Genomic DNA, 23,749 nt, shown 5'->3' on the forward strand with positions numbered 1-23,749 from the left:
GCCAGAAGGCTCAGAGTGAGCAGGATTGTGGACTGCTGCATAACGTAGATTGGAAGAGGGTAGACAGTGCGTGACGGCAATCGTAAATGCACGTTGCGCGCGATAAACAATGCAGTCACCGAAGCATTTTGTAACAAGCCCAAGCGTCAGCCCACTTGAAAATTGGATCCAGTGCCATCAGTTCAATACTGCCCCAATTCGCGGGCATACCTCGGCGCATTGCAAATGACCACCTCAAACATGCTAATCAAGATCAAACCCAGCAATCTCTACTACACCGACTATAGCGAAACGGCTGTGAAAGGGGACGATCCAAAAAAGACTGACGAAGATGCTGACCGTTTCAGCAGAAAAGAAAAATATGAGGTGGTCGACATGATCAACTCAATTGGCTGGAAAGATAACAACAACACGCTCAAAAGCCTCCTAATCGTGGAATGGATGATTCATGAAAAGCTTCCGGGTACAACGCAGGGACGCGCTAAAGTTCAAGCTTGGATTCATGCTAATTACGCAGCCTTGTCGAAGGACTATCCCCGTTAATACCAACATGCTGAATTCCCTCAGTTCATTTTTTGATCTGGGGGATTTAGATGGTATGGACCAACGCTTCAGCGTGACTCCGAAAAACAGCGTAAGCCGCAGAGCACCTCGACGATCCGCTTAACCTGTTCACGATCCTGGCCTTGCGGGGATGCTGTGCGGACGATTGTGCGCTGCAGTCCTAAAGCCTTGCTCAGACTCGACACCTTCACAGACTGATCACCGCGAAGCGCGGCGAGGGTTCGGTTTACGCTGGACAGCCGGTTTTGTGCGGTCGCGATGGCCAAGGAACCTTGTTCAACTTGGTTTCGGAGATGGCCGGCGTAATCCAGTAACGCCTGCCGATCAATTAACCGAGCATCGTTAAACCCCGGCCCTTCCTCCGACCGACACCAGCGTACAAACGCCTGCCAGCGATTACTGTGTGCTTTGACCGTGCCGTAATGCCCGCCGCCAAATAGATCGCGCAATGCCTGCGGCCCGGCATAGCTCAGTTGCCGACCATAGCCAAAATTGCGCCCATCCCGCCTACCTACCAATGTCATGATCAAACTCCTCTCGAAGCCAAAACTTTTAAAACTTTCCCCACGTCACCCCGCCAAAAAATGTTGAGTGTTATCAGGGATCAAGGCCCCTGCGACCTGTGGGGGTTGTCCACTAACGCGGGACTGACGGCTCTTTACGACCGGGAGCTTGGGCATCTCATGATCTGGCCTCCTGAACACTTCCGAAGACGTGGGCGGGTGGAGGCTGCGCTGGGTGACGAGACCTGCGCCGCGAGATCCTGAGTCGGGTGAAGGCAGTGAAGCGATGACCGGGGCATGCCTGACTGTCAGTCAGGTGCAGTCCATTCCGTGGGCTGCGGCACCATCATCTGCATCGCTGTTGCTGGCGACTTCGGTGTTTGTCACGCCGATTGTCACGAGGGGGAATGCCGCAAAGCCGTGTACGAGTTGGGCTGCAGCAGCGGTAGGAGCGCCCGTCTCTTTCCGGAAGAAAGAGACGGGCGCAGGTTGGCGCAAGGAAATGGCCAAGCGAATAGATTGCTGCAGGGCAGCTATAAAAGGGTATGAGTTGCCGCAGTGGGCACTCGGGTAGAAGTAGGCATCCATCACATCGCTGTGACCGTGCGAGCCGCCGGACGCTAATCGCACTTGGGGTGAACCACCACGGTGTGGCGTAGCCTTGAAGGTTCGGGCTACCTGGGTTGCTGTCAACGACAGCGCTTTGCCCGATCTTTTCTACGCCTGTGGATAATTCGGGTCAAGGCTCGAATTTTCGAGAGTTCTGCGGCTGTGGATGAAATTATCCACCGGTGGAAATCAGTGGTTTTCCACAGACAGTTGCGTGGGCTTTAGATTTTTTAAGTGAGGTCCATCCAAGCAGGGCGGCTTTGCAGCCCCGCTTGGATGGACCCGCATGGAGGAGCGGACTGCGGTGTTCTCACAGGCTTACCCACATTTGGATGCGCCACGGCTATTTTTAGGGTGGTGATCGTCACAGGTAGATGCTGAATTAGTTAGCGAGCTACTGACCAAATCAACATTCCATACATGCGTGAAACTCGGGTACGAATACGAGGAACTAGGTTGCCTCAGCTTACTCGCTCAGAAGGCATAACCCGTGCAAGGTCGAGAATCGCCTTGGCAAAAGCCTCTCCCACACCATTTCGCGAGATTTGTACGACCTCATTCAGACCCGTGGTGCTAGACAACTTCAATTCATCGTAAAGACAAACAGGGAGTTCACGATTGTTTTTGAATCTACGATCAGGGCCGCCCTTCTTGTTAACAAATTGCCACGTCCTGTCGACTACCGTGGCATCCCTGGGAAGCGAAGCACTTTCAATAAACCGCTTCGCATTGACCTGCAACTGCAGCTCTCGATAGCTAACCGCGCCCACACTTTTCTCGTCATAAATCAATACACGATCAGGGAAGAAATGCAGCGTTTGGCGCCCAACAACCATGGAGATAGTTTCTATATTGGTTTTTACATAAGGTGGTGAAGACCGAGCAATAGTCGTTTTTTTCCGACGTACAAGATTGCTCGCACCAGCGTGATACTTACGATCATGAACGGCGCCTTCGGCCTCGATATGCCAGGCCGCATCTGCTGCCGAAACCTGCTGGCCACTGCTGTGCAGTGCTTCGTAAGCTTCTTCCATCTCGGCGTCAAAATCGTAAAACAGTACAACCGTCTTAGCCATCGTATCGCGTACTGCAGAGGCAATTGTTAGGACTGAACCGAGGATAAGCGCACCCCACATAGTCCCAATGGACCAACCATTACGCAGGCCAAGAAATACTACGAGGATTCCTAGGACACCAACCCATGGCCAAAGCCGCCATCTTGCCTGCTTCGCATTCATTTCATCGAGCAAATCACGTGAGGATGAATCCACGATTTTCGAAGCATCCGCGGACTCGATCTCGACTAAAGGGGCGTGAGTGCCCTCAGGTATTACCGTAGTTTCAACGTGAGGCAAAAAAGGCGGCTTATCGTTGGTCCTTGGTACGGTAGCCAGGTAGTACAAGCCTCCCCGCCCCATATGAACGTAATTGCCTCGAGGTCCGGTCCCGATGCGTAGGCCTTTCAATCCCACCGAAACGCCCACACCCTGCTGGGACAGATTGAAACGAAACAGCCCTACTCTGACGCTCTTACGAATATAGAATCCCATTAACATTCCTTGATACAACTTGAACATCCACTGTTAGGCGCTGACTCACTGCTCGCCAATCACAAGCAATACATCGTCGATATACCGCCCTTCCGCACCATGGGTACCATTACGCAAATACCCAGGAATCATCTGCTGAAATTCGATACGGTCTGCAGGAAGAAACTCAAGCAATGCTTCCAACATCGCTGGCCTCAATAGCCGCTGGTTAACAGGAATCTCTGGCAAATTCGGCCGGATCACATTCTCTTCAAGCCAGACCAACTTCTCTCGCAGGCTGTAGTTACCCTCAAGGGTAATACGCTCAGCGTGCTCGCTCTGCTCATCTGCCACTTGCTGGATCGAAACCTCTTCAGATTCCGTACTCCCCCCCTCGACCTCTACAGCTGGCTCGGTTCGCAACCGCGCAAGCTCCTGAAGGATGGGTTCGATTTGCACACGGGCATTACGGAACCAGTCCACCGACCAAATGCGGCGAATATTCCAGCCCAATTGCTCCAACACGCTTTGACGCAGACGATCACGGTCACGCGCTGACTTGGCCGAATGATATGCCGCACCGTCGCATTCAATCCCCATCAGGTAGCGACCGGGCTGCCCTGGATCACGTACCGCCAGATCAATGAAGAAACCAGCAACACCAACCTGGGGCTCGCATTGATAGCCATGACGAGACAGCATCTCAATGACAGCCACTTCGAAATCACTGTCGGGAGCACGTTCAGACTCTTTGATGTGCGGCATGCGGCCGGACTCAGCGAAATGCAGAAAATCACGCAGTGCCTGCACGCCTCTGCTGGAAGTACCGGTCACCACTACATCGGTCGAGCTAAACGAGGAGAACACCTGCATGCGCTTCTTGGAGCGGGTATACAGCACGTTCAAACGTCGCCATCCGCTGGCACCGTTAATCGGGCCAAAACGCTGAGGGACGGTACCGCCTACCTCCATAGGGCCGTAGGTGCCGGAGATGTAAATAACATCTCGCTCATCACCCTGGACGTTTTCCAGGTTCTTGATAAACAGTGGCTCATCCTGACTTTGATTACGGTCCAATGCGATTTGCAGTTGCGGGCTTTGTTTGGCCAGATGCTCAAGCATCCGCTCGATTTGATCAGCCTGTTTGACGTTCATGGCCACCACACCTAGCGACTCATCAGGGCGGTGAATAACGTGGTGCTCGATGGCTTTGGCGACAACCTCGGCCTCTTCGATATTGCGTTGCTCGACAAAACGCCCGCGAGGCACTCTGACAAACTTGACGCCAAATTCGGTTGATTCACGGTGCGGTGATGGGTACACCACCAAATTGCTTTCATAGAAGGCTTTGTTGGAGAAAGCAATCAGGCTCTCGTGACGGGAACGGTAGTGCCAACGTAGACGTCGCAGCTTGAACAGCGGCATGGCTGCTTCCAAAATGCTTTCCGAGTCCTCGGCCAATGATGCATCTGTTTCATCGGTATCCGAATCGCCACCATTGCGGGAAAAGAAATTCGTCGGTGGCAGCTGTTTCGGGTCACCCACGACCACTAGCTGTTTACCTCGGGCGATGCTACCCAATGCTTCCTCCGGGCGCATTTGAGAGGCTTCATCCATGACAACCAAATCGAACTCGACGTGCCCAGCTGGTAAATATTGAGCAACGGCCATTGGCGACATCATGAAGCAGGGTTTGAGGCCTTGTAGCGCTTCAGCTGCACGGTTCATCAGGCTGCGGATCGGAACATGCCGTGTCTTTTTCTCAGCCTCGCGCTGCAGCAAAGCCAGTTGCGTAAAGTCTCTGACCGCTCCATGACTATTTCCGACAGGAATATTGTTCTGACTAATACGTGAAGAAACCTGCTCACGTTGAAGATGCTTGAGCTGCTCATCGATATCAGCGAACCGAGCGCGGATGGCCTCCTGTTCTTTGCCCGAAAACTGACCCAGAGAGGGGTCAAGCTCAAGGATTTTCAATGCCCAGCTGTCAAGAAGCCCGAGCAGACAGGCATCAATGCAACGCTCAGAAACCAGCTTTTGCGTCTCGATTGCTTCGACGACGCTCTCAAACCCTAACTCGACCAGGTGCAAACGCAAGCGGCGGTACTCGAACCAATGGTCGAGCAGATCGGGGTTCTGAGCGGCCCAGGACAGACGACTGGCCATGGGCTCGAAATCTGCTTTCTCAATGGACTGCCACCACTGATCAGCAATAACCGCAGCGCTTTGGAAAAACGCTTCCAGTGCCTGCTCCCAGATATCTACAGTTTGCGCGAGCGCTGTACCTTGTTGATGCCAATGGAGTATCAGCTCCTCGGCTTCCTTTGGTGTGCACGCAGTCAACTGCGGAACGAGAATATCCCGAATCGGCAACGCCAAAATGGGCTGAACGAAGGCAACTGTATGCCGCCAGGTCGTCAAGCGAGGTCGAGCCGCTGAAAGGTTGTCTACCCGAGGGAGCTCTTCACCTAGCAAGCAGGTTTGTAGCACTGCGTCGCTTTGCAGTGCCGCCGAGCGGGCCTGCCAACTTTCCACGGCCTGAATCAACTGCAGCAGTTGCCCCATTGTGGGCTTCTCTTCGCTGACTACGGGTAATAAAGAGCGTAGAGGGGTTCCGATATCCTTGATAAGGCGAACATACAGTCCCTGTGGAGCGAGCAAATCCTCCGAACGCAAATCATGACTGTCAAAAGGCAACAGCTCTTCCAGGTCCAGCCGATGATCTAGAACATCCATCAGGTAGGTTTCGAGTTCCGCGCTATCGCCGGAAACACCGGCCAGTAGTTCCCCTTCGACCTTAAGCAGGTACTCCGCAACCCATACCTTTGCACCGAATCCACGTCCGCATTCAGCCCGCAAGAGCTTGTACCAACCCCGCAAGCGCTTGAGTGCGTCGATCGGAGTATCAAGTCCTTGGAAATGCTCACCCAGCTTTTCGGTGAACGCTTTGTTTTCATTCAGTTGACTGTGCTTTTTCAAATAGGCAATGACATCAGGCAAGACCACCAGAAGCTGGTTCAGCTTGAGCCCTGGTCGCGCCATGGCCAAGATTTCGGCTTTAGCAGAGCGCCATTGCCCCTTGAACCAGCGGAAAAGTGATTTATCTGCCAGAACCCGACTCAAATCTTCCAGTCGCGTATGACCAGGCAATCGTTCCAGCGTGAAATGACTCGCAGCCTGCTCCTGCAACTGCTTGATGACCGGGATGTCACTGTCCAACTCTACGAGCAACCCGTCCAAGGTCTCGTCTTCGAAGCGTTTATGGCGAAGAGGTGCCAAATCCTCGGGCATCGCCGCGAGCATTTGTAGAAAGAGCACCACTTGTTCAATGCCGATAAAATCGCTTCGCAAGCCTTGAACCGCAGCCCCTTCCGCCAACAACTGAATCAGCCTTTGAACGCGTGGAGCCAGCTCCAGTAAATCCTCAGCCTCTTCGATCACATCCAGCAAGACATTAAGTGACAGGGTCTCATCACCGTTATGCAGACGTATGGCCGCGCAGGCTTTTTTGATAGCAGCTATCGCTTGCCCAGAGCCAATAACATCAGCGCGCAATGATCGAGCTAGTACACCCTGCTCGTCCAACAAGGAGTCCATACCTTGCAGCCAAAGCTTCAATGCCTCGCAGGACTCGATATCCAGTCGTCCTAACAGATCCCAATCCTCATCACCTTTAGGTAATGTAAGAACCGGAATTGAAGCGGCTAAATCTCGCAACTGATCTGGGCTATAGGTTTCCAGCACAGCTACCTGTAGCTGTTCTGCTAATTGAGGACGAAGAGTCGCTAGACGACTCAGCGCCTGCTGAGCCAGGGAGAGATTTTCTAGAAGTGCAGAGCGCTCAGCACCAGTCACACGCGTTTTTGTGCTGCCAAACCACGGGTGCGTTTCAAGTTTGCCCGCGTGGCCAGCTTCCTCAGCTGTCTTGCGATAGATGTGTGCATAAAAGCCGGCCTGCTCTCGCAAATGCATTTTATCGATTCGCGCCTCCGACTCCGGGTGCAGGTCGGAAGGTTTAATCGACAACGCCTCACGCAAGCGCGTTGCCTGCATTAGCACCTCATGAACACTCATCCCCGACTCTTCGAACTGAGCATGGAGATGATGTACGTGCTTGTTGAGCTGCTGCTTCAATCGCTCATAGTTGGCAATCAGATCCGCCAGTTGCTTGGGCGAGCGAAAGCCACCGCTGTTCTGAATACGTTGCCGGATGCTATCGATAACAGCGCTCTTTTGACTCTTATGACTATGCAGCTCCAGACAAAAATCGCCTAACCCTGCCCTTGTCAGACGGGTTTTGACCACCTCAAGCGCTGCGCGCTTCTCCGCAACGAACAACACTTTTTTGCCTTGGGCCAGTGCCGCAGCAATCATGTTGGTGATGGTCTGAGACTTCCCTGTACCGGGTGGCCCCTCGATCACAAGATCATCCCCGCGAATCACGTCTATCAATGCGCTGTGCTGAGAGCTGTCAGCGTCATCAATTAGAGGAAACTGCAGGTGAATCTGCTCAATGTCGTCTATTGAATGCTCGACGCAAAATGCGCCTTGCTTTCCTGTCGAATCGGCCGGTAAACCGTCCATCCCTGTTAGCCGCTTAACCAGGCCATGATCCAGCAACGATTGGTCTTTCCAACGACCTGGATCAAGGTCGAGATACATCATCAACTTGCCAAACTCGAACAAGCCAAGCGATGCGTAACGATGAACCTTCCAGTCAGGTTTAACCTTCAGCACCGTTTCAACAATGCGCTCGAAGTATTCCTCGGGCGTGCTGTCGTCGGTTATCCGCGGTAGCGCGATACCAAAATCGACGCGAAGCTTTTCCCGTAATGAAAGGTTGGTAAGAATGTCTTCGCCAGTAGGATGTACGCGGTATTCGAACGTCGCGGTTTGAGGATTGAGTTTGCCTTTCTCCAGATTCACTGGCACCAGCATCAGCGGCGCTAGGCGGGTGCTGTCTTTACCTGCGACTGAGTCATCCCACTCCAGGAACCCGAGCGCGAGATAAAGAATGTTCGCACCCGTTTCCTCGAGTGCCGATCGCGACTGGGTATACAGAATCTGTAGCCGCGACTCCATCTCCACGGGGTAATAAAGCGTCTGAATCGCGTCGTCAGAATGCTTACCTGTTTGCCCGGTTTCAGGGGGCAGTGGTAGCTCATAGCTGGTCGCTATACCGAGGATCTGCGCCCAGACTTCTGCCGTGGGCTGTTTCTTTAACTCAACAACTGCGCCTGTCTTTTCGTCCAGCTTCAAAAAGCCGTGGGTAAGTAGCTGCCTTTCCGTTGGTTCAGGAACAGCAGCAAATCGCATGGATTTTTCATCTGCCAAGGTATCGAACAGGTGATCCGGCAACTCATCAATAATCCGTACGAAACGTTTGGAGCGCGCATGTGAAAAGTTCAGCAGCCGATTGCGAGCGCTGAGGTCGAGAAGCCTGCTTCTCAGCTTCTCCAGGCTTTCCGGTATCTCGCTTGGGGGCGTATCAAGGTCATCCCAATCGGTAAGAGGCGCTGGATCAATGGACTTTGAATGACCCTTGGACTCGGTATCGAACCGATAAACCGACCCTCCCCGGCCGCTACCTTTATTGAGCAGTCCCTTGGTAATGAGCTCGTCGCGAAGACTCCAGTATTCTTCCTCAGAGACAGCAAAATTCTGAAGCTCAGCTCGCCGATCGATCCGGTCCCTGAGTGACTTGTTGCCAACGGCCGTCCCGTCTGCGGGGACCAGTTCCAGTATCCATTGCAGAACAAGTTCATACCGTTGGACAGCCAATGATTCAGGGCCTGAGTTCACGTCGATCACCGCTAATTTTTGGGGCAACTGCCTGATAGGTTTTTTCCGGGCACGGTAAACCGATGCTCAGCTTCAGCTGGCCGCGATAACAAGAGAGGCTTTGTAGGGGCGCTGCCGATTTCTCGGTGCGCTCAAGATGCCATCCTTGGGAAACAGCGGTCTGCCTGGAGTTTGATGGATGTCACAATATCCAGCACTCGGAGCAAGGTAAAGGCAAAGCGCCTTCACGCCGCACAAATCCCCGTCTCCTCGACGATTGGTCAGTAAATCCCCCTACACTTATAGAAAAACTCGGTATCGGGATGATTCTCATTTCCAAACCATTGATCTTACGGCTCCGTCAGAGGCGGAATGCAAAACTCGAGTTAAGCACGAAAGTACGTCTCTCAATTCGACCTCCTCGACCGTTTTCTCGATGCTCGATCAAAGCTCAATTCGGGCAACAACCAAACAAAAAAAACCGACCAAAAAAGCCGGTCTTTACCGGAAAAAAATCAAAAGAAATCGTCAAAAAGTGGATGAACAAATGGGGGAACAATAGGTTTTATAAAAACTATAATTTATTAATTTTCAATTACTTAACTACATAAAAAGCTAACCACAAGCCGGCTTTTTAATGCCTCAAAAAAATGATTCACAACAAAAATCACCCAACCCCTTCAGTATTCAGCGCATAAAACTCCTGCAACTTGGCTTGCAACAGTTTTTTGTCTGGCAATTGGGTGTGGTACTCCGCGATCAAGGCCGGCGACAGTGAGCGGTTCAGGGCGTACTCGACGATTTCGTCCTCCTTGCTCGCGCACAGTAATACGCCGAGCGCCGGGTTTTCGTGTGGCTTGCGGACATTGCGGTCCAATGCTTCAAGATAAAAATCCATCTTCCCCAAGTATTCCGGCTCAAAGCGCCCGACCTTGAGTTCGATCGCCACCAGGCAGTTCAGCCCACGGTGGAAAAACAACAAATCCAGCGCAAAGTCCCGCCCACCTACCTGCAACGGATATTGTGAACCCACAAAGCAGAAGTCCCTGCCCAGTTCGATCAGAAAATCCTTGAGCTTGTGCAACAGGCCTCCATGCAAGTCTGTCTCTGCATGACCACGCTCCAGAGCCAGAAACTCGACCACATAGGCATCCTTGAACACGTCCAGGGCCAGGGGATGAATTTGTCTCAGCGGTGCTGAGACTTTTGCCGGGCTGACCACTGAACGTTCAAACAGAGCCGCCTTGAACTGACGCTCCAGTTCGCGGCTCGACCACTTCTCCTGGATTGCCATGCGCAGGTAAAACTCACGCTCCTCCGGGTGTTTGCTCTGGTTGAGGATGATCAAATTCTGGGTCCAGGGCAAAAGTCGCAGCAGTGCTGCGACTTTTGCATCATGCCTATAGGCCTCGTAAAACTTGCGCATGCGAAAAAGATTCGCACGAGTGAACCCCCGTAATCCAGGCTGTGTATAGGCCAGGTGCTGAGCCAGTTGTGCCACCACTCCATCACCCCACTCCGCCGCTTCAATTTTGCGACTGATGTAGGCACCAACCTGCCAGTGCAGCTCAATCAGCTCGGTGTTGACCGCCTGCATGGCGCGTTGTCGCGCGGTCACAATCAGTTGGGTGATTTCGTTGAAAGCAGAATCGAGAGAGGTATCGCTACGAAGATCATTCACGTCAGGGCATTTCCATGTCAGTGGGAGGGCCCTTTCAATTACTCCTGATACCGATGCAGGAACATTCACAATGTACTTCTGCATGAAACAACGCTAATAGGCCTCCACCTCGCCGTGTGCAAACCCTGCGCAAGTTGTACCTCAGCCTCACGGATAGCTGAACGACTTCACCAACGTCAACTCCCCCACCGCACGCATCGGCACCAGGAAGGTCTCCATCTTCTCGCTCGGCGTGCCTTCCTCGGTAATCACCGTCACCTGCGCCGTGGTCAGCGCTTGCACCGCGTCTTCCTGCCCCTCTTCATCACTGCTGTAACCGCCGCCAAAGTAGTTCACATAGACCAGATATTGCCCCTTGATCGGCGCGGGCATGGCGAAGATTTCCGGGCCGAAGCCGGTGGTGACGTCGACGTCGAGCGCGGCGCCGTTGGGGGCGACGCGGTCGCCGTACCAGATGTGGGCGCCGTCGGGGGTAATCAGGTGCAGGTCGAGGTCGGTGTTGTCGCTGTCCCACGCCAGCAATACGCGCAATTTGGCCGGGGTTGCACCGCCGCTGCTGTTGAGAAATTGCGTGCGCTGACGTTGCTGGCCATCGGGGCTGCGAACCTCGACGCTGTTGCTGCCGTTGGGGAATGAGAACGGGCGATCGAAGCGGCCGGCCGGGTCGATTTTCAGCGGCATGCTCACTCCGTTGACGATCAGCCGGCCGGGTTCTGTGGATTTGGCTGTGGCTTTGATCTGCCCGCTGATGCGAGCGGTGTTGGCCTGCCCTGCCGGGGTATTCACCGACGAGGCTGGGTAGTTGACGGTCTGCCGGAAGTTTTCCCCTTCGCCCTCAGGCGCGCCGGTGCGCCAGCCGCCTGCGGGGGTGTCGAGTTTGACGCTGTCAGCCGCCATCACCGATGGCAACGCCACCAGCGAACAGAGCAACAGCAAGACCTGTGGAGAACGGAGTTTCATGGTCTATTCCAGCAAGAGGTGGCGGGCGAGCCCTTCGATGTAGGTTTCATCCTGGCCGTTGGGATGTGCTTCGAAGGCCAGGTGCAGGTATTCGTGGGTCAGGTCGAGGCGATCTTGCAGCGTCTGCGCGCCGCGTACGTAGATGCGCTGACGTTCGCGGTCGACATAGGGGCGGCCGAAGGCCAGGTGGCAGACGGCGAAGGTGCTGACTTCGTTGTAGCCGGTTTCGCTTTCAAGCTTTGGGCGCCAGCCGCGCCGTTGTTTCTGCAACCATTCTTGTGCGGCGGGCAACGCTTCGCAGGACGCGACCGGGTTGTCCCAGCGACTGAGACTGGCGCGTGGGTAGGCGTGCAGCAGGATAGCGTCGTAGCGCTGGCCGGCACGGGCCTGTTCGACGGCTTGCTGCCAGGACAGCTTGTCCGGGCCGGGCTGATCGGAATGGTAGGTGACGGTGCTGCCGGCCAGCACCAGGTCGCTGGTCCACGCGGCGATATCGCGAGACTCGGGCGACGCCGGACGCGGTGCGACTCGCTGACGGCTGCTGCTGTCGTCGATGCTCAGGCAGTCACCGCTGCGCGTGGCGTTTTGCAGCAGGTAGGTGCGGATGGCCACGGCCAGGGCTTTGGCGGCCTCGACCGGTTCGGCGCTGGCTTCGCGCTGGAGAACACGGGCAACGTACTCTTCGCGAACCAGACGAGCCACGAGCTTGTCGTTCAGTAGAAACAGTTCGCCGTCGCTGTGAATATCCAGCGCATTGCCGTTGGCGAATTCAACGCGGTAGTCACCCTGCAATGCCCCGGAAGTCACCGCGGTACCCCCTGACAGCACGCCCCGAAGTGGATAGCGGGAGAACAGGTCGACCTCTACGCACCGCCCTGCATCCGCAGGCCATGCAACAGGAATCACCGTAGACAGTGCCTGCGCGTAATCTCGAAGAACCCGTTGACTCGTACCGCGCCCGCCGGCCCAGACCGGTGTACCATCCGCCGTCCAACCGGCAAACCCGCCCTGACGCGATGTTGCGTCCTGATCCGCCAACCAGCTCCAGGTCTTCACCCGCAGACGGCTGCCGAGTTCGCCGACGGCTTGGCCATCAGCGGCATTGAGCACCACATCGAGCAACACACGCCGGGCTTGATCCTGCGCCGGCAGCACGCCCAACACCTCCAACAGTTCCGCCACCGAAACCCGAGTAGCCGGTTGCAACGAAGGCAAATCCAGCAGCCATTGCGGAGCCTGCCGGCTCTGCCAATAGGCTCGCCAATTTGCATCGCTGATGCCCAACCGCGCGGGTTCGAAATACAGACCGCATGACTTCACCAACGCCTGATCACGCTCGATCCTGCCGCCCGCCGTGCAGCAATAAACCTCTTCCTTCGACTGGCCGCGACATTCATAAGCCGGCTCACGCGCACCGCTATCGACCAGCCAGGCGTAGACGAACAACTTCCACACACTGCCCAGCGGCGTCTGCAAGGTCGGCGGCAACGGCTCGCGGTTGATCACCTGAGTTCGGCTCAGCGACAACAAATCGCCCTTGAAGGCCAGGCGCAAAGGTTCGTCCTGCGCCGTCGCCAGCACAGGGATCAAACACAGCAACCCACCTATCAGCAGCCTGTGCACGTCAGTGAACCGTGACCTGGCCAAGGGCGGCTTTTTGCTCAAACGCCTGATGCTGCGGCGCATAAACTTGAGTGAAACGCACCGGCGGCAAGTTGAACTGCCCCTTCTGCGAGAATCGCAGCAAGTGCCGCAGACGCAATTCGCCACTCAAGGCATCGACCGGAACGGCATAAGCCATTTGCCCCGGTTCGAATCGCGCCTTCTCCAGCGCCGTCGGTTCGGTGCCGGCCTTGCCCATGAGCTTGATGCCCCAGGTGGTGCGTTCGACATCGGCGCCCGGTGGCAACGGCACTTCCAGCATGCCGTAACGCAACGGTCTGGCGGCTTTGCTGGTGACGATCACTTCATCGAGATAGAGGTTGTCGCTGGACAATGGCGTGTTGCCGACCGCTTCAAGTTTGAAAGTGAAGGCCTCATCCCCCGGCACCAGTCGCGACAGGCGACGGGTGATGGTCACGGCCATCGGATCGACCGCCGGCTGTTGGCTGCGGTAGCTCAATGCAGCGCGCAGCGGACGCTCTTGCGCGCCGGTCAGCGTCAATACCGTCGGCACTGGCGCAGCCCCCTGCCACGTCCAATACATCTCACCAGAAACCCCGTACTGCTTCTTCCAGCCGTCACCCGGCGCCAACGCAATGGTGGGCGATGCCTGCTCGATGCTGCGTTGCAGCCAAGTCAACGCCAACGCCCGCTCCAGGGTCGATTGCTGCGGCAATAGACGTTGCAACAACGCTTGAGCGTGAGCCTGATCGAAGGGTTGCAGCGACAGGTTCAGCGCTTCGGCAAACGGCTGGGAACTGACCGCCAGACGTTGCTGCGCGTCGGCCAGTTGCCGGTTGAACGCGTCCGGCAAAGCGACCTTCGCTTGCCTGGCCAGCGATGCCGTCAGCACTCGTGCGGCAGCCAGCCCCAAGGCTGAATCCGGATCGCTCATGACGAGGCTGTCTTCGCCGTCCTCCATCAGGTTCGCTGCAGAGCCCTCGCCCGCTTTCCCCAGGTCGTCCATCAAGCCACTGAGCAAGGTGTTGACCGGCAACTGCATCTGTTTGGCGAACGACAGGATCAGCGCCCGCTGCAACAGCGGCGTGTTCTTCGCCTGCTTGGCGTAGACCTCCAGCACCCGCTGCCAATGCTCCGGCGGCAGGCTCAGTTCCAGCACCTGGCTGGCGTGCCAGTCGGCGTAATAGGCGTAGGCGGTGAGGAAGGCATCCGGCTCGCCGTCCATGCCCCACCAGGTGAAGCTCGCCGAAGGGCCGGCCATTTGTACCAGGCGCAAGCGACTGTTTTGCATGATCAGGCGCAGGCGATCGCGGATCTGCGGATTCGCCGCCAGCGTCGGGTAAGCGATGCTCAAGGGCAGCAGGCGACTGGCGGTCTGCTCGACGCCGCCGTAGGGGTAGCTCAGCAGATCGTCGAGGGCAGAACGGAACAACGCTTGCGGACTGTCGTCCAGACGCAGGCGGATATCACTGGCGTCTGTCGGCAGCGTCAGCGGCGTATCGCCCTCACTCACATCAAGGCTCTGGGCTTGAGTCACCTGCCAACCTTCACCGGTCGCGCTCAGGCGCACCGCCAGGGCATCAGCGGTTTTGCCATCCTGCACCAGTTCGGCGCTCCACTCGCCATTGGCCAGTGCAAATGCCGGCAACGGGATGTAGTTGATGCCGCTGTTCAGGGTCACAGGCAGCCGCTGTTCGTTGCCGGCGTAACGGGTCACCAGTTCGGCCTTGACCGGTTTCTCGGCCTGGCTGAAAGCGAACACACCAAGGTCCGGTTTGTCGCCGGCGCGGAATCGGGTCGGGCCGCTCCACTTCAGGTACAGCGGTTTTTCCGAGCGCACGAATTGCTTCTTCTGCCCGACCTGCCCGCCATCGGCGATGGCCCTGGCGGTAATGCGCCAGCGGGTCAGGGAGTCGGGCATCTTGAAGGTGAAGCGGGTTTTGCCGTTGGCATCGGTCAGCAACTCAGGTTGCCACGCCGCCGTGTCGACGTCCTCGCGGCGCGGTCGCTCCAGTACCTTCACGCCGCGCTCACTGCGATTGGCTTTGCCCGGCGCACCGGGGCTACCCGGCAAGGCGACGTCATAACTGATGAACGACAAACTGGCACTGGTGCGCACGTTGTTGCGCCGTGGGTGATAGAAGAACTGGTCGATGCTCGGCGCCACTTCCGGTTGCAGGGCGTAGACCATTTCATCGACCACGCTGACCGTCAGGTGCGCGGGAATCGCTTTGCCGGCGAACTGGGTAGTCAGGTCCACCGACACGGTTTCGCCCGGCTGATAGGTTTCTTTATCGGTGACGATGGCCACGTCGATCTGTGGCGTTACCACCTTGATGCCGGCATTCTGGAAACTGTATTGGCCGCCCTTGGTGTACAGCACCGAGAAGGTCAGGTTCGGTGCGAAACCGTCCTTCACCGGGATGCGCGCGCGGTATTGGGTATCGCTGAGTTTTTCCATCTTCAGCCAGTCGCCGCCCTTGGACAGCAACGCAGTGGCTTCGACCTTGTCGCGCTCCAGAGACAGCAGCGCATCGCTCACTGGCTCGGGGAAAGTGATCAGCGCCAGCGCTTCATCGCCTGCGATGTACTCGGGCTTGTCGAGGACGATTTCCACGGTGCCGGGTACGGCTTTGACACCTTCGCCGGTAACCGAATGACCGGTGGCGCCGACCACCCGGCCATGATCATCCTTGAGCGTCAGGTTGTAGGTGCCCGGCCGGTCAAAGGCCAGGGTGAACCCCTTGTCGGTTGCCGCGAGTTTGCCTTCGCCGGTGCTCTGGTCTTCCAGGCGTACCCAGCCGTAGCTGCCTGGCGTAACGGCATCGGCTTGCTCGCCTTCGCGGGTGTAGCTGAAGGCAACCTTGTCACCCACCGCGCTGAAGCGTTGAGGCGCGCTCAAGCGGAAGTTCGCCGCGCCACGGTCGATGAGGATTTCCTTGGTGGTCTTGACCCGATACGCCGCGCCGTCGCTGGCAAACACCGTGAGCATGTAGCGACTCGGTTTTTCCGCTGCCGGTAAGTCGAGGGACGCATTGCCCTTGGCGTCGGTGGTCAATTCGGTGCTGCTCAGTTCCACCGGAAATTGCCCGAGGTACTGCAGTTCGTTGTCGACCATCGACAGCTTTTGCCCGCGCAGGCTCAGGCTCAATTTCGCATTGGCCACCGGTTTTCCGTCCGGGTACAGCAGCACCAGATTGCCCTTGACCGGCTCGCCAGTACGGTAATCCTGCTTGGCCAGATTGAGCGAAATCTCGAAGTGCGGCTTGATGTATTCAGCGACGCGAAAAGCGCTGCTGTAGGCCTGATCCTTGTAGTTGAAACGCAGTTCATATCCACCGGCCACGGCGTTGTCCGGTAACTGGAATCGGCCTTGAGTGCCTGCCTTGGAATCGAGCTTCAGATCGAGGGATTGCAGCGCCGTGCCGGTCGCATCCAGCACCGTTACATTGACGTCAGCGGCACTTGGCTGCACCGAGTCCCGCGCGTTCTTGAATTCACGCCCGACGATTTTCAGCGACACCCAATCACCCGGTCGATACAGCGGCCGGTCGGTGAAGGCATAGAGTTTGGTGTCGTAGATTTCGCTGTCGTAGTAGAAATTCTCGGAGACGAACACCCCGCCCTCTTCGTCTTCGCCGATCACGAACGAACGCTCAGGGCTGACGTGTTTCAGGCGCAGCAAGCCGTCGGTATCGGTGGCGCCGCTGCTCATCACGCCGAGGCCATCGGTCCACAGCACATTGACCTTCGGCACCGAGCTGCCTTCGTGTTTGCGCGCGGCCCACACCAGCAATTCGTCACCGGCGATCTTGCTCACCGCCACGGTGTTGGAGACAAACACCATGGTGGTCGCGCGGTACTTGCCAATCAGCGCTTCCACCAGATAAAGACCCGGTTTGAGATTGCCCAACGGGATGTACACGTTGCCCGGCGCGACGCTGACGAACTCGCTGGAAGACCCGGCCAGATTCACCCCCGCAGGTGGCTGGATCGGCTTGGCCTGCCACAACGGATAACGGAACTGGCTGACCACCGGCAAACCCGGTATCAGCGCAAATTGCGGCTGCGCATCGTAGGGCGTTGGCGCGGCCATCGCATTGCCCATCTTCAGTTCCGGCACTTCCTCGGTGACTTGTTTACGCGACTCGTAGGAAAACGCCCGCTGCATCACCCGACGGGATTTGCGATACCAGTTATCCCACAGGTAAGCGAGGGTGTTGGACAGACCTTCACCCTTGAACTGGCCATCGCTGACCACCCGATGCAGGTTCTTCTGGCGCTTGAGAAAATCCAGCGGTTTGTCGATGCGATACACCCGAATGTCGGCGCCGCCGTAGGGTTCCATGCGAAACCGGCGATAGTCGCGGCCCGGCGCTTCAAGGCGCACCATCGCCTGTTCATCGCTGGCAAAGCTGCTGTCGGCCAGCAGGAAAAAACTCTCGCCGGCCACCGGCGCATAGCCGCTGGACGGGACCGAGTCTTCAGCGTTTACCGCCGAGAAAGGCAGTACCAATACCAACATCAGAGACAGAAAACGCAGCATGCGGGCACCGATCATTGGGAAAGAAAATTCAGTCGATAGACGCCGATAAAGTTGGGGTTGGCTGCGTCGGGTATCCATCGGGTGTCCTTCCATGTCATGAGTTGCTGCAGGCTTGCCGAACGCATGCCGTTGTCGGTGGGGGTGCTGGTGCCGGTGTGATAGGCGATGTAGCGGCCCATCCAGATCATCAGGTGCTGGTCGTCGCCCTGATCGAAAAACATCAGGTCGCCAGGGCGTGCTTGAGACACATCGCGGCTGACCAGATGGCTGTTGAACTGGATCAATTTGATCGCATTGACGTACGGCCCGACCTTGCCAGCGCCTTGCTGCCATTGCTGGGCAAGACCGCGCTGGGCGGCGCTCAGTTGCAGCTCCGGCGGCAGGTAGCGATTGGACAGGCCATTGCTGCGCAGCCATTTGTCGTCATGGACTTTCAGCGCTTCGTTAGCGGCGAAGCGAACCAGCCCGGCGCAGTCTTGCTGATACCAACGCGGGCTCGGGCCCTGGCTCAGTTGCTCTTGGGCGATGCGCACGAACCAGGCACGAAACACCTGGGATTGCTGTGGGTCGAGTGACGGTGCCTCGACAGCGCGGGCACCCGCGCTCAGCAACAATGCCAGAAGGCCGAGACTTCGGATCAATGCCGTCACAGGGCTTTCCACTCCAGCGGCAGCCATTGCCAATGGCCGTCGGGCTCGCTGCCTTCGGGTAAGGTCAGGGCGTATTTACCGTAGCCGCCGAGCTTGCGTAGCTTGGGGATCAGGTAGGTTTGCGCAGCGTTGTAGAACACCGGTTCCATGTCCTGAGGCAGGCTGTCGAGGGTTTCCTGCTGCATCAGTTGCGCCATCGAATCCGGACCAAAATAGACCGGCATCAACAGGTCTTTCGGTACCACGTCGGCCATCGGCGGGAAGCGTTTGTCGAGGGTGCCGAGGGCCTTGTCCACAAGCTTGTCGTCGAGGGAAAACAGCAAGGTTGAGCCATGGCGGGCCAGGCTCACACGCATGTACGCCCTGCCGCTGATCGCCTCTGGATTCTCGGCGTCCTTGGCTTTGTACGGGCCGAAACTGGAACTGACTTGCCGCTGCCACTGATGGCTCTGCCCTTCCTGTTTCTCCACCACCGGGAATGCGTGCTCGGCGACATTGCTTTCATAGGCGCCGACCATCGAGCCGAACAGCTTGCCCAGATCGCCATCGAGCGTGCCGCCATCCTCGTCGCTCAGACTGGCCACCAGCAACGGCGTGTACAGACGCGAATCAGCGTACCAGCAAAGCCCCGCCGCACCGGCCATGTGTTCGGTCAACGCTTGTGCCACGTCATCTTCGGCACCGAGTTTCACCAGCAGCGGTTTCTGTTGTTCGGCAGCCAGCGGCAACGCCACGCAAGCGCTGGCGCCCATGGGCATGGCTTGCCAGATCGGTTTGAAATCGAAGTCCGGCTGATTCTCCAGTTCATCCATGGCCAGGAAGCTGTGCCAGCCCTTGTCGTCCATGTCGAAACGCAGGCCGGCGAAGTTCGGAATGAAGCGCTGGTAACCCATGGCCAGCACACTGGCATTCACCGACAGGCGTTGTTTCACCTGCGGCGCACGAGGCGGCAGGCCGAAGGCTTCCGGGAAGAGTTTTTCGCCATTGAGCAGCGCGGCAATGGCCGTGGTCGATACGCTGCCCGGTTCCTCCGTTGCACCGCTCTGCGGATCGTAGAGTTTCGCCGGATTGGACAGCACCACCAGTTTGTCGCCATGGGACGCGAACAGCAGCGCCTTGCTGGCGTTGTAACTGAGTTGATAGAGCGCCACGTCGTCGGTACCGACCTTCACGTCAGCGACCTTGCTCAGCTGCGAGTCGTCCAGCGCCACTTTGGCTAGCGGCTCCAGCACCTTGACCAGCCCGCCGCGATCCATCACCAGCAGGAAATCCTTGAGCCGCCCATCCGCCCCGCGCCACAACGCTACATCCGCCGGTTGATCGAACAGTTGCTCGATCAAGGTGTCCTGCAGTTTCAGGTCATGTTCGTAGATGATCCGCCGCAAGCTGCCGATCAACCCCAGGCGGTCGGCGTGGGTTTCGTAATAGAAGACGAAATCTTCGGTGAGGGTTTCCTTGAGGAACGGCACCGCCAGCAGGTCCTTGGGCAATTGGCTCAGGGAATGGGTTTCCAGCAGGCCATCCGGGCGGCTCATGCCCAGTTTGTCACTGGCCAACACAGGCGCCGGGGCCTTGGGTTTGTGCATGAACCACCCCAGCCCACCGGCCACGCCAACGACCAGGCATATCCCGATCAGCAGCGTCGGCCAATGCAGGGAAGGTTTGACCGCTGGTGCGCCAGCGACCGGAGTAACAGTGCTATCACTCATGTTCACAAAACCCGATGTTCATCCGTGGAGCGGGGATGCCTAGTAGTTGAAAGTCTTGACCAGCAACAGGTCGCCGATTGCGCGCAGGGGCACGATGAACGTCTCGCGTTTTTCATCGACGGTGTTTTCGTTGAGCACCAGGTTGATCTGCGAGGTAATTACCTCATTCTGGTTGCCGGACTCATCGAAGTTATAGCCGCCGCTGCCGAAGTTGCCCCAATAGTTCACGTAAACCAGATAGGTGCCATGCAGCGGCGCGGTCATGGTGAACATTTCCGGCCCCGGGCCATCGACGCCGTCAGGGTCGAGGCCGCCGCCATTGGTCAAGGCCGAGTGGGCCCAGAAGGCATGCTGGCCATCGGGCGTGACAATATGCAGATCAAGTTCGGCTTTCGGATCATCCCAACCCAGCACCACGCGAATCCGAGCCGGGGTGCGCAGGTTGTTGGCTTCATAGAATTGAACACGCTTGAGGGACTGGCCTTCGGCACTGCGCACTTCGACGCTATTGGAGCCGGCACCAAACGCATACGGCCGGGCGAAACGCCCTTGCTCGTCGGTATAGAGATTCAGCGGATTGCCGTTGACCGCCAAGGTGTGCGGCCCGCGCTGGGTGCCGATGGCCTTGAGCCGACCTTCGATCATCGTGCGATTGCGCTGCACGCCCCGATCAATCGGCGGCGTGGGATAGGCGACTTGCGGGTTTTCGCTACGGTCCAGCAGACCGTTGTAACGCCAGCCGCCCACCGGTTCCGACAACTCGGCATTTGGCGCAGCCAGAATCACGGGCACGATAGCCAACCCGATCAGCAGCAAAAGAAATGAGCGCATGCGACGCCTCCTGCCATGCATGACGAAACCTTGCGCCTGATCCTGGGCGCGGCACAGATGCCGATACTGCGTTTCGTCTGAAAGACCCCTGACTGCCAGGTCGTATAGGGCTCGAAGGTTAGCCATTCGGGTGTTTTTTAACAATCGGATGGCTCCGAAATTGCGGTGGGAGTCACGGTAATGGGTGGACGGTGAGCCGAATACGCGCCATATTCGGCTCATTATGTGAGCCGAATAGCCTTTCCAATCGGCTCACCCCCACTTAGAGCATCAAGTTCATGACACCTCAATGGATATGGCAGCAGCCTGATTGGCCGGGGTTCACCTGGAATGCCGAACACCTGGCGCCCTTGTTACGCGAGTGCGTTCAAGCGCAAGGTCGGCTAATGGGCATGGCCAGTTCTGTGGGCAGTTCGCTGAGCGCGCAAAGTGAGCTGGATGCGTTGTTGCAAAACATCGTCACCTCATCGGCCATTGAAGGAGAACAACTGAACGTCGGCTCCGTTCGTTCGTCGCTGGCTCGACGCCTGGGTCTGGATCTGGTTGATGGCGATAGAGTCAGCCAACGCAGTGAAGGTCTTGCACAATTGATGCTCGATGCTACGCAGCATTTTGCCGAGCCACTGACGCTGGATCGCTTGCTGCACTGGCATGGATGGTTGTTTCCGGAGCAGGACGGCGACCTCGCCACCCGGGCGATACGTGTCGGTGCATTGCGAGGCGATGAACCGATGCAGGTCGTCTCCGGGCGTCTCGACAAGCCGACCGTGCACTTCGAAGCGCCGCCTCGACTGGGCCTGGAGCGTCAACTCGAAATCTTCCTAGACTGGTTTGAGAGCGGCCGAAGCCAGGCCGGACTCGACCCATTGCTACGTGCTGGCCTCGCACACTTCTGGTTTGTCACACTCCACCCTTTTGACGACGGCAATGGTCGCCTCACTCGCACCATCACCGATCTGGCATTGGCACAGGGCGAGGCTCAGGCGATTCGTTTTTACGCAATGTCGGCAAGCATTCTTGAGGATCGCTCCGGTTACTACCGGGTGCTGGAAACCAGTCAAAAGGCTACGACAGATGTCACTGAGTGGCTGGAGTGGTTCCTGCAGACTCTTCTGCGCAGTCTGCAACAAGCCACGACGCGGATCGACAGTGTGCTGGGCAAGGCGCGATTCTGGCAGGCACACCAGAGATCCGAGCTGTCGGCCGAGCAAACCAAGGTACTGAATCGCTTGCTCGATGGCGGTGAAAGAGGCTTCGAGCAGGGCATCAGTGCGGCTCAATACCAGTCCGTCGCCAAAGTATCCAAAGCGACAGCAACCCGTCATCTGACCGAACTGCTGAACAAAGACTGCCTGCAACGCCTGCCCGGTGGTGGGCGCAGTACCCGGTACCAGATCAAATACCCCGATACGACGGACACCTGATGCCTGTGGAGAGGGAGCCAGCTCCCTCTCCACAGTGTTTTTTCATCCAGAAATTGCGACAGCAAATCCCCCCGCTCATTTGCCCCTGCCCCCCCTATCTGCTAGTGTCGCGCCGGTTTAACGTCAACCGGAAATCGCCGCCATGGCCCGCAAAAAAGCTGCACTGGATTTCGAACAGTCCCTCGCCGACCTGCAAACGCTGGTGGAGCGTCTGGAGAATGGCGAATTGTCGCTGGAGGACTCGCTGGCCGCTTTCGAGCAAGGCATCGGTCTGACCCGCGATTGCCAGGCGGCGCTGGCCCAGGCCGAGCAAAAGGTTCAGGTGCTGCTCGAGCGTGATGGCGAGTTGGCTGAGGAACCCTTCGACGCGGATCAGCCAGAATGATTGCAGCGTACTCGGCAACCAGCCAGGCCCGCGTCAATGCGGCTCTGGAAACCCTGTTCATTGCGCCAAGCCCCGAGCTGGCGCGACTGTACGAGGCCATGCGCTACAGCGTGATGAATGGCGGCAAACGCGTGCGTCCACTGTTGGCCTACGCCGCGTGCGAAGCGTTGGGCGGCAAGGCCGAGCAAGCCAACGGCGCAGCCTGTGCGGTGGAGCTGATCCACGCCTATTCGCTGGTGCATGACGATTTGCCGGCGATGGACGATGACGACCTGCGTCGCGGCCAGCCAACCACCCACAAGAAATTCGATGAAGCCTGCGCGATCCTCGCCGGCGACGGCTTGCAGAGCCTGGCCTTCAGCGCCCTGCTCGACCCGCGCCTGAGCACTGCGGAGGCTGAAATCCGCCTGCAAATGGTCAGCGCCCTGGCGCTGGCGGCAGGCCCGGCGGGCATGGTCGGCGGGCAGGCCATCGACCTCGGCTCGGTCGGCCTGAAGCTTGATCAGAAAGCCCTGGAGTACATGCATCGGCACAAGACCGGCGCGTTGATCGAGGTCAGCGTCAAACTCGGCGCCCTGGCCAGCGGGCGTGCCGAGAAAGACGAACTCAAGTCCCTGCAGACTTATGCACAGGCCATCGGCCTGGCATTCCAGGTGCAGGACGACATTCTCGACGTCGAAAGCGATACCGAAACCCTCGGCAAACGCCAGGGTGCCGACATTGCCCGGGATAAACCGACCTACCCGGCCCTGCTCGGCCTCGACGCTGCCAAGGCCTACGCCCTGGAGCTGCGCGACCAGGCCCTGCACGCCCTGCGACCGTTTGACGCAGCGGCCGAGCCGTTGCGTGATCTGGCCCGGTATATCGTCGATCGCCGCAGCTGACGGCGAATCCGCCAAAAAAAACCAACGCGTGGGCAGGGACCGATGCATCAGGTAAACTGCCGCCTCTTTT

At 57.6% G+C, this 23,749-nt stretch carries 13 protein-coding genes and 1 pseudogene; 4 read left to right on the forward strand and 10 right to left on the reverse strand.

Annotated features, from left to right (window positions below; translation table 11 throughout):
- Positions 1–225 precede the first annotated feature (225 nt).
- Complete coding sequence (locus KGB28_RS30180; protein ID WP_223449088.1) at positions 226–543, forward strand: hypothetical protein; 318 nt, start codon at positions 226–228, stop codon at positions 541–543.
- Between the two features lie 98 nt (positions 544–641).
- On the opposite strand, the pseudogene KGB28_RS30185 reads toward KGB28_RS30180, so the two are convergent.
- From KGB28_RS30185 to KGB28_RS30230, 10 genes and pseudogenes are all read right to left on the reverse strand, one after another.
- Positions 642–1,088: pseudogene (locus tag KGB28_RS30185) on the reverse strand (integrase); the annotation flags it as partial.
- A gap of 1,049 nt (positions 1,089–2,137) precedes the next feature.
- Positions 2,138–3,226, reverse strand: coding sequence for a DUF4236 domain-containing protein (locus tag KGB28_RS30190; RefSeq protein ID WP_223449089.1), 1,089 nt, complete (start codon positions 3,224–3,226; stop codon positions 2,138–2,140).
- A 45-nt stretch (positions 3,227–3,271) separates the two neighbouring features.
- Complete coding sequence (gene hhe / locus KGB28_RS30195; protein ID WP_223449090.1) at positions 3,272–9,016, reverse strand: DUF4011 domain-containing anti-phage protein Hhe; 5,745 nt, start codon at positions 9,014–9,016, stop codon at positions 3,272–3,274.
- 637 nt (positions 9,017–9,653) lie between these two features.
- Entirely contained in the window at positions 9,654–10,667 is a 1,014-nt protein-coding gene (locus KGB28_RS30200) for a YhcG family protein (protein WP_223449091.1), read from the reverse strand.
- 147 nt (positions 10,668–10,814) lie between these two features.
- Positions 10,815–11,627 carry a YfaP family protein gene (locus KGB28_RS30205; RefSeq protein WP_223449092.1) on the reverse strand — a complete coding sequence of 271 codons (813 nt, stop codon included), beginning with the start codon at positions 11,625–11,627 and terminating at the stop codon, positions 10,815–10,817.
- 3 nt (positions 11,628–11,630) lie between these two features.
- Entirely contained in the window at positions 11,631–13,274 is a 1,644-nt protein-coding gene (locus KGB28_RS30210) for a DUF2300 domain-containing protein (RefSeq protein WP_263296973.1), read from the reverse strand.
- The gene (locus KGB28_RS30215; RefSeq protein WP_223449094.1) at positions 13,252–17,811 is read right to left on the reverse strand and encodes an alpha-2-macroglobulin family protein; all 4,560 of its coding nucleotides are present in this window, start codon (positions 17,809–17,811) and stop codon (positions 13,252–13,254) included. The genes KGB28_RS30210 and KGB28_RS30215 overlap by 23 nt, the downstream gene beginning before the upstream one ends.
- Positions 17,808–18,473, reverse strand: a complete 666-nt coding sequence (locus KGB28_RS30220; RefSeq protein WP_223449095.1) for a DUF1175 domain-containing protein — start codon at positions 18,471–18,473, stop codon at positions 17,808–17,810. The genes KGB28_RS30215 and KGB28_RS30220 overlap by 4 nt, the downstream gene beginning before the upstream one ends.
- Positions 18,443–20,155, reverse strand: coding sequence for a DUF2138 domain-containing protein (locus KGB28_RS30225; RefSeq protein ID WP_223449096.1), 1,713 nt, complete (start codon positions 20,153–20,155; stop codon positions 18,443–18,445). Before KGB28_RS30225 ends, KGB28_RS30220 begins: the two co-directional genes overlap by 31 nt.
- A 39-nt stretch (positions 20,156–20,194) precedes the next feature.
- Positions 20,195–20,986: a YfaP family protein gene (locus tag KGB28_RS30230; protein ID WP_223449097.1), complete on the reverse strand. Its 792-nt coding sequence runs from the start codon at positions 20,984–20,986 to the stop codon at positions 20,195–20,197.
- A 278-nt stretch (positions 20,987–21,264) separates the two neighbouring features.
- Here KGB28_RS30230 and KGB28_RS30235 point away from each other — a divergent pair, with 278 nt between their 5' ends.
- The 3 genes from KGB28_RS30235 to ispA all read left to right on the forward strand — a co-directional run bounded on the left by KGB28_RS30235 (position 21,265) and on the right by ispA (position 23,679).
- A complete protein-coding gene (locus KGB28_RS30235) occupies positions 21,265–22,410 on the forward strand; it encodes a Fic family protein (protein WP_223449098.1) in 1,146 nt (381 codons plus the stop codon).
- A 142-nt stretch (positions 22,411–22,552) separates the two neighbouring features.
- Positions 22,553–22,795, forward strand: a complete 243-nt coding sequence (locus KGB28_RS30240) for an exodeoxyribonuclease VII small subunit (RefSeq protein ID WP_007970180.1) — start codon at positions 22,553–22,555, stop codon at positions 22,793–22,795.
- Positions 22,792–23,679 (forward strand): (2E,6E)-farnesyl diphosphate synthase, encoded by an 888-nt coding sequence (gene ispA, locus KGB28_RS30245; RefSeq protein ID WP_223449099.1) that lies wholly within the window; start codon positions 22,792–22,794, stop codon positions 23,677–23,679. The genes KGB28_RS30240 and ispA overlap by 4 nt, the downstream gene beginning before the upstream one ends.
- Positions 23,680–23,749: the final 70 nt, after the last annotated feature.

This window comes from Pseudomonas sp. BF-R-19 (genome assembly GCF_019956445.1).
GTDB classification, from domain to species: domain Bacteria; phylum Pseudomonadota; class Gammaproteobacteria; order Pseudomonadales; family Pseudomonadaceae; genus Aquipseudomonas; species Aquipseudomonas fluorescens_BH.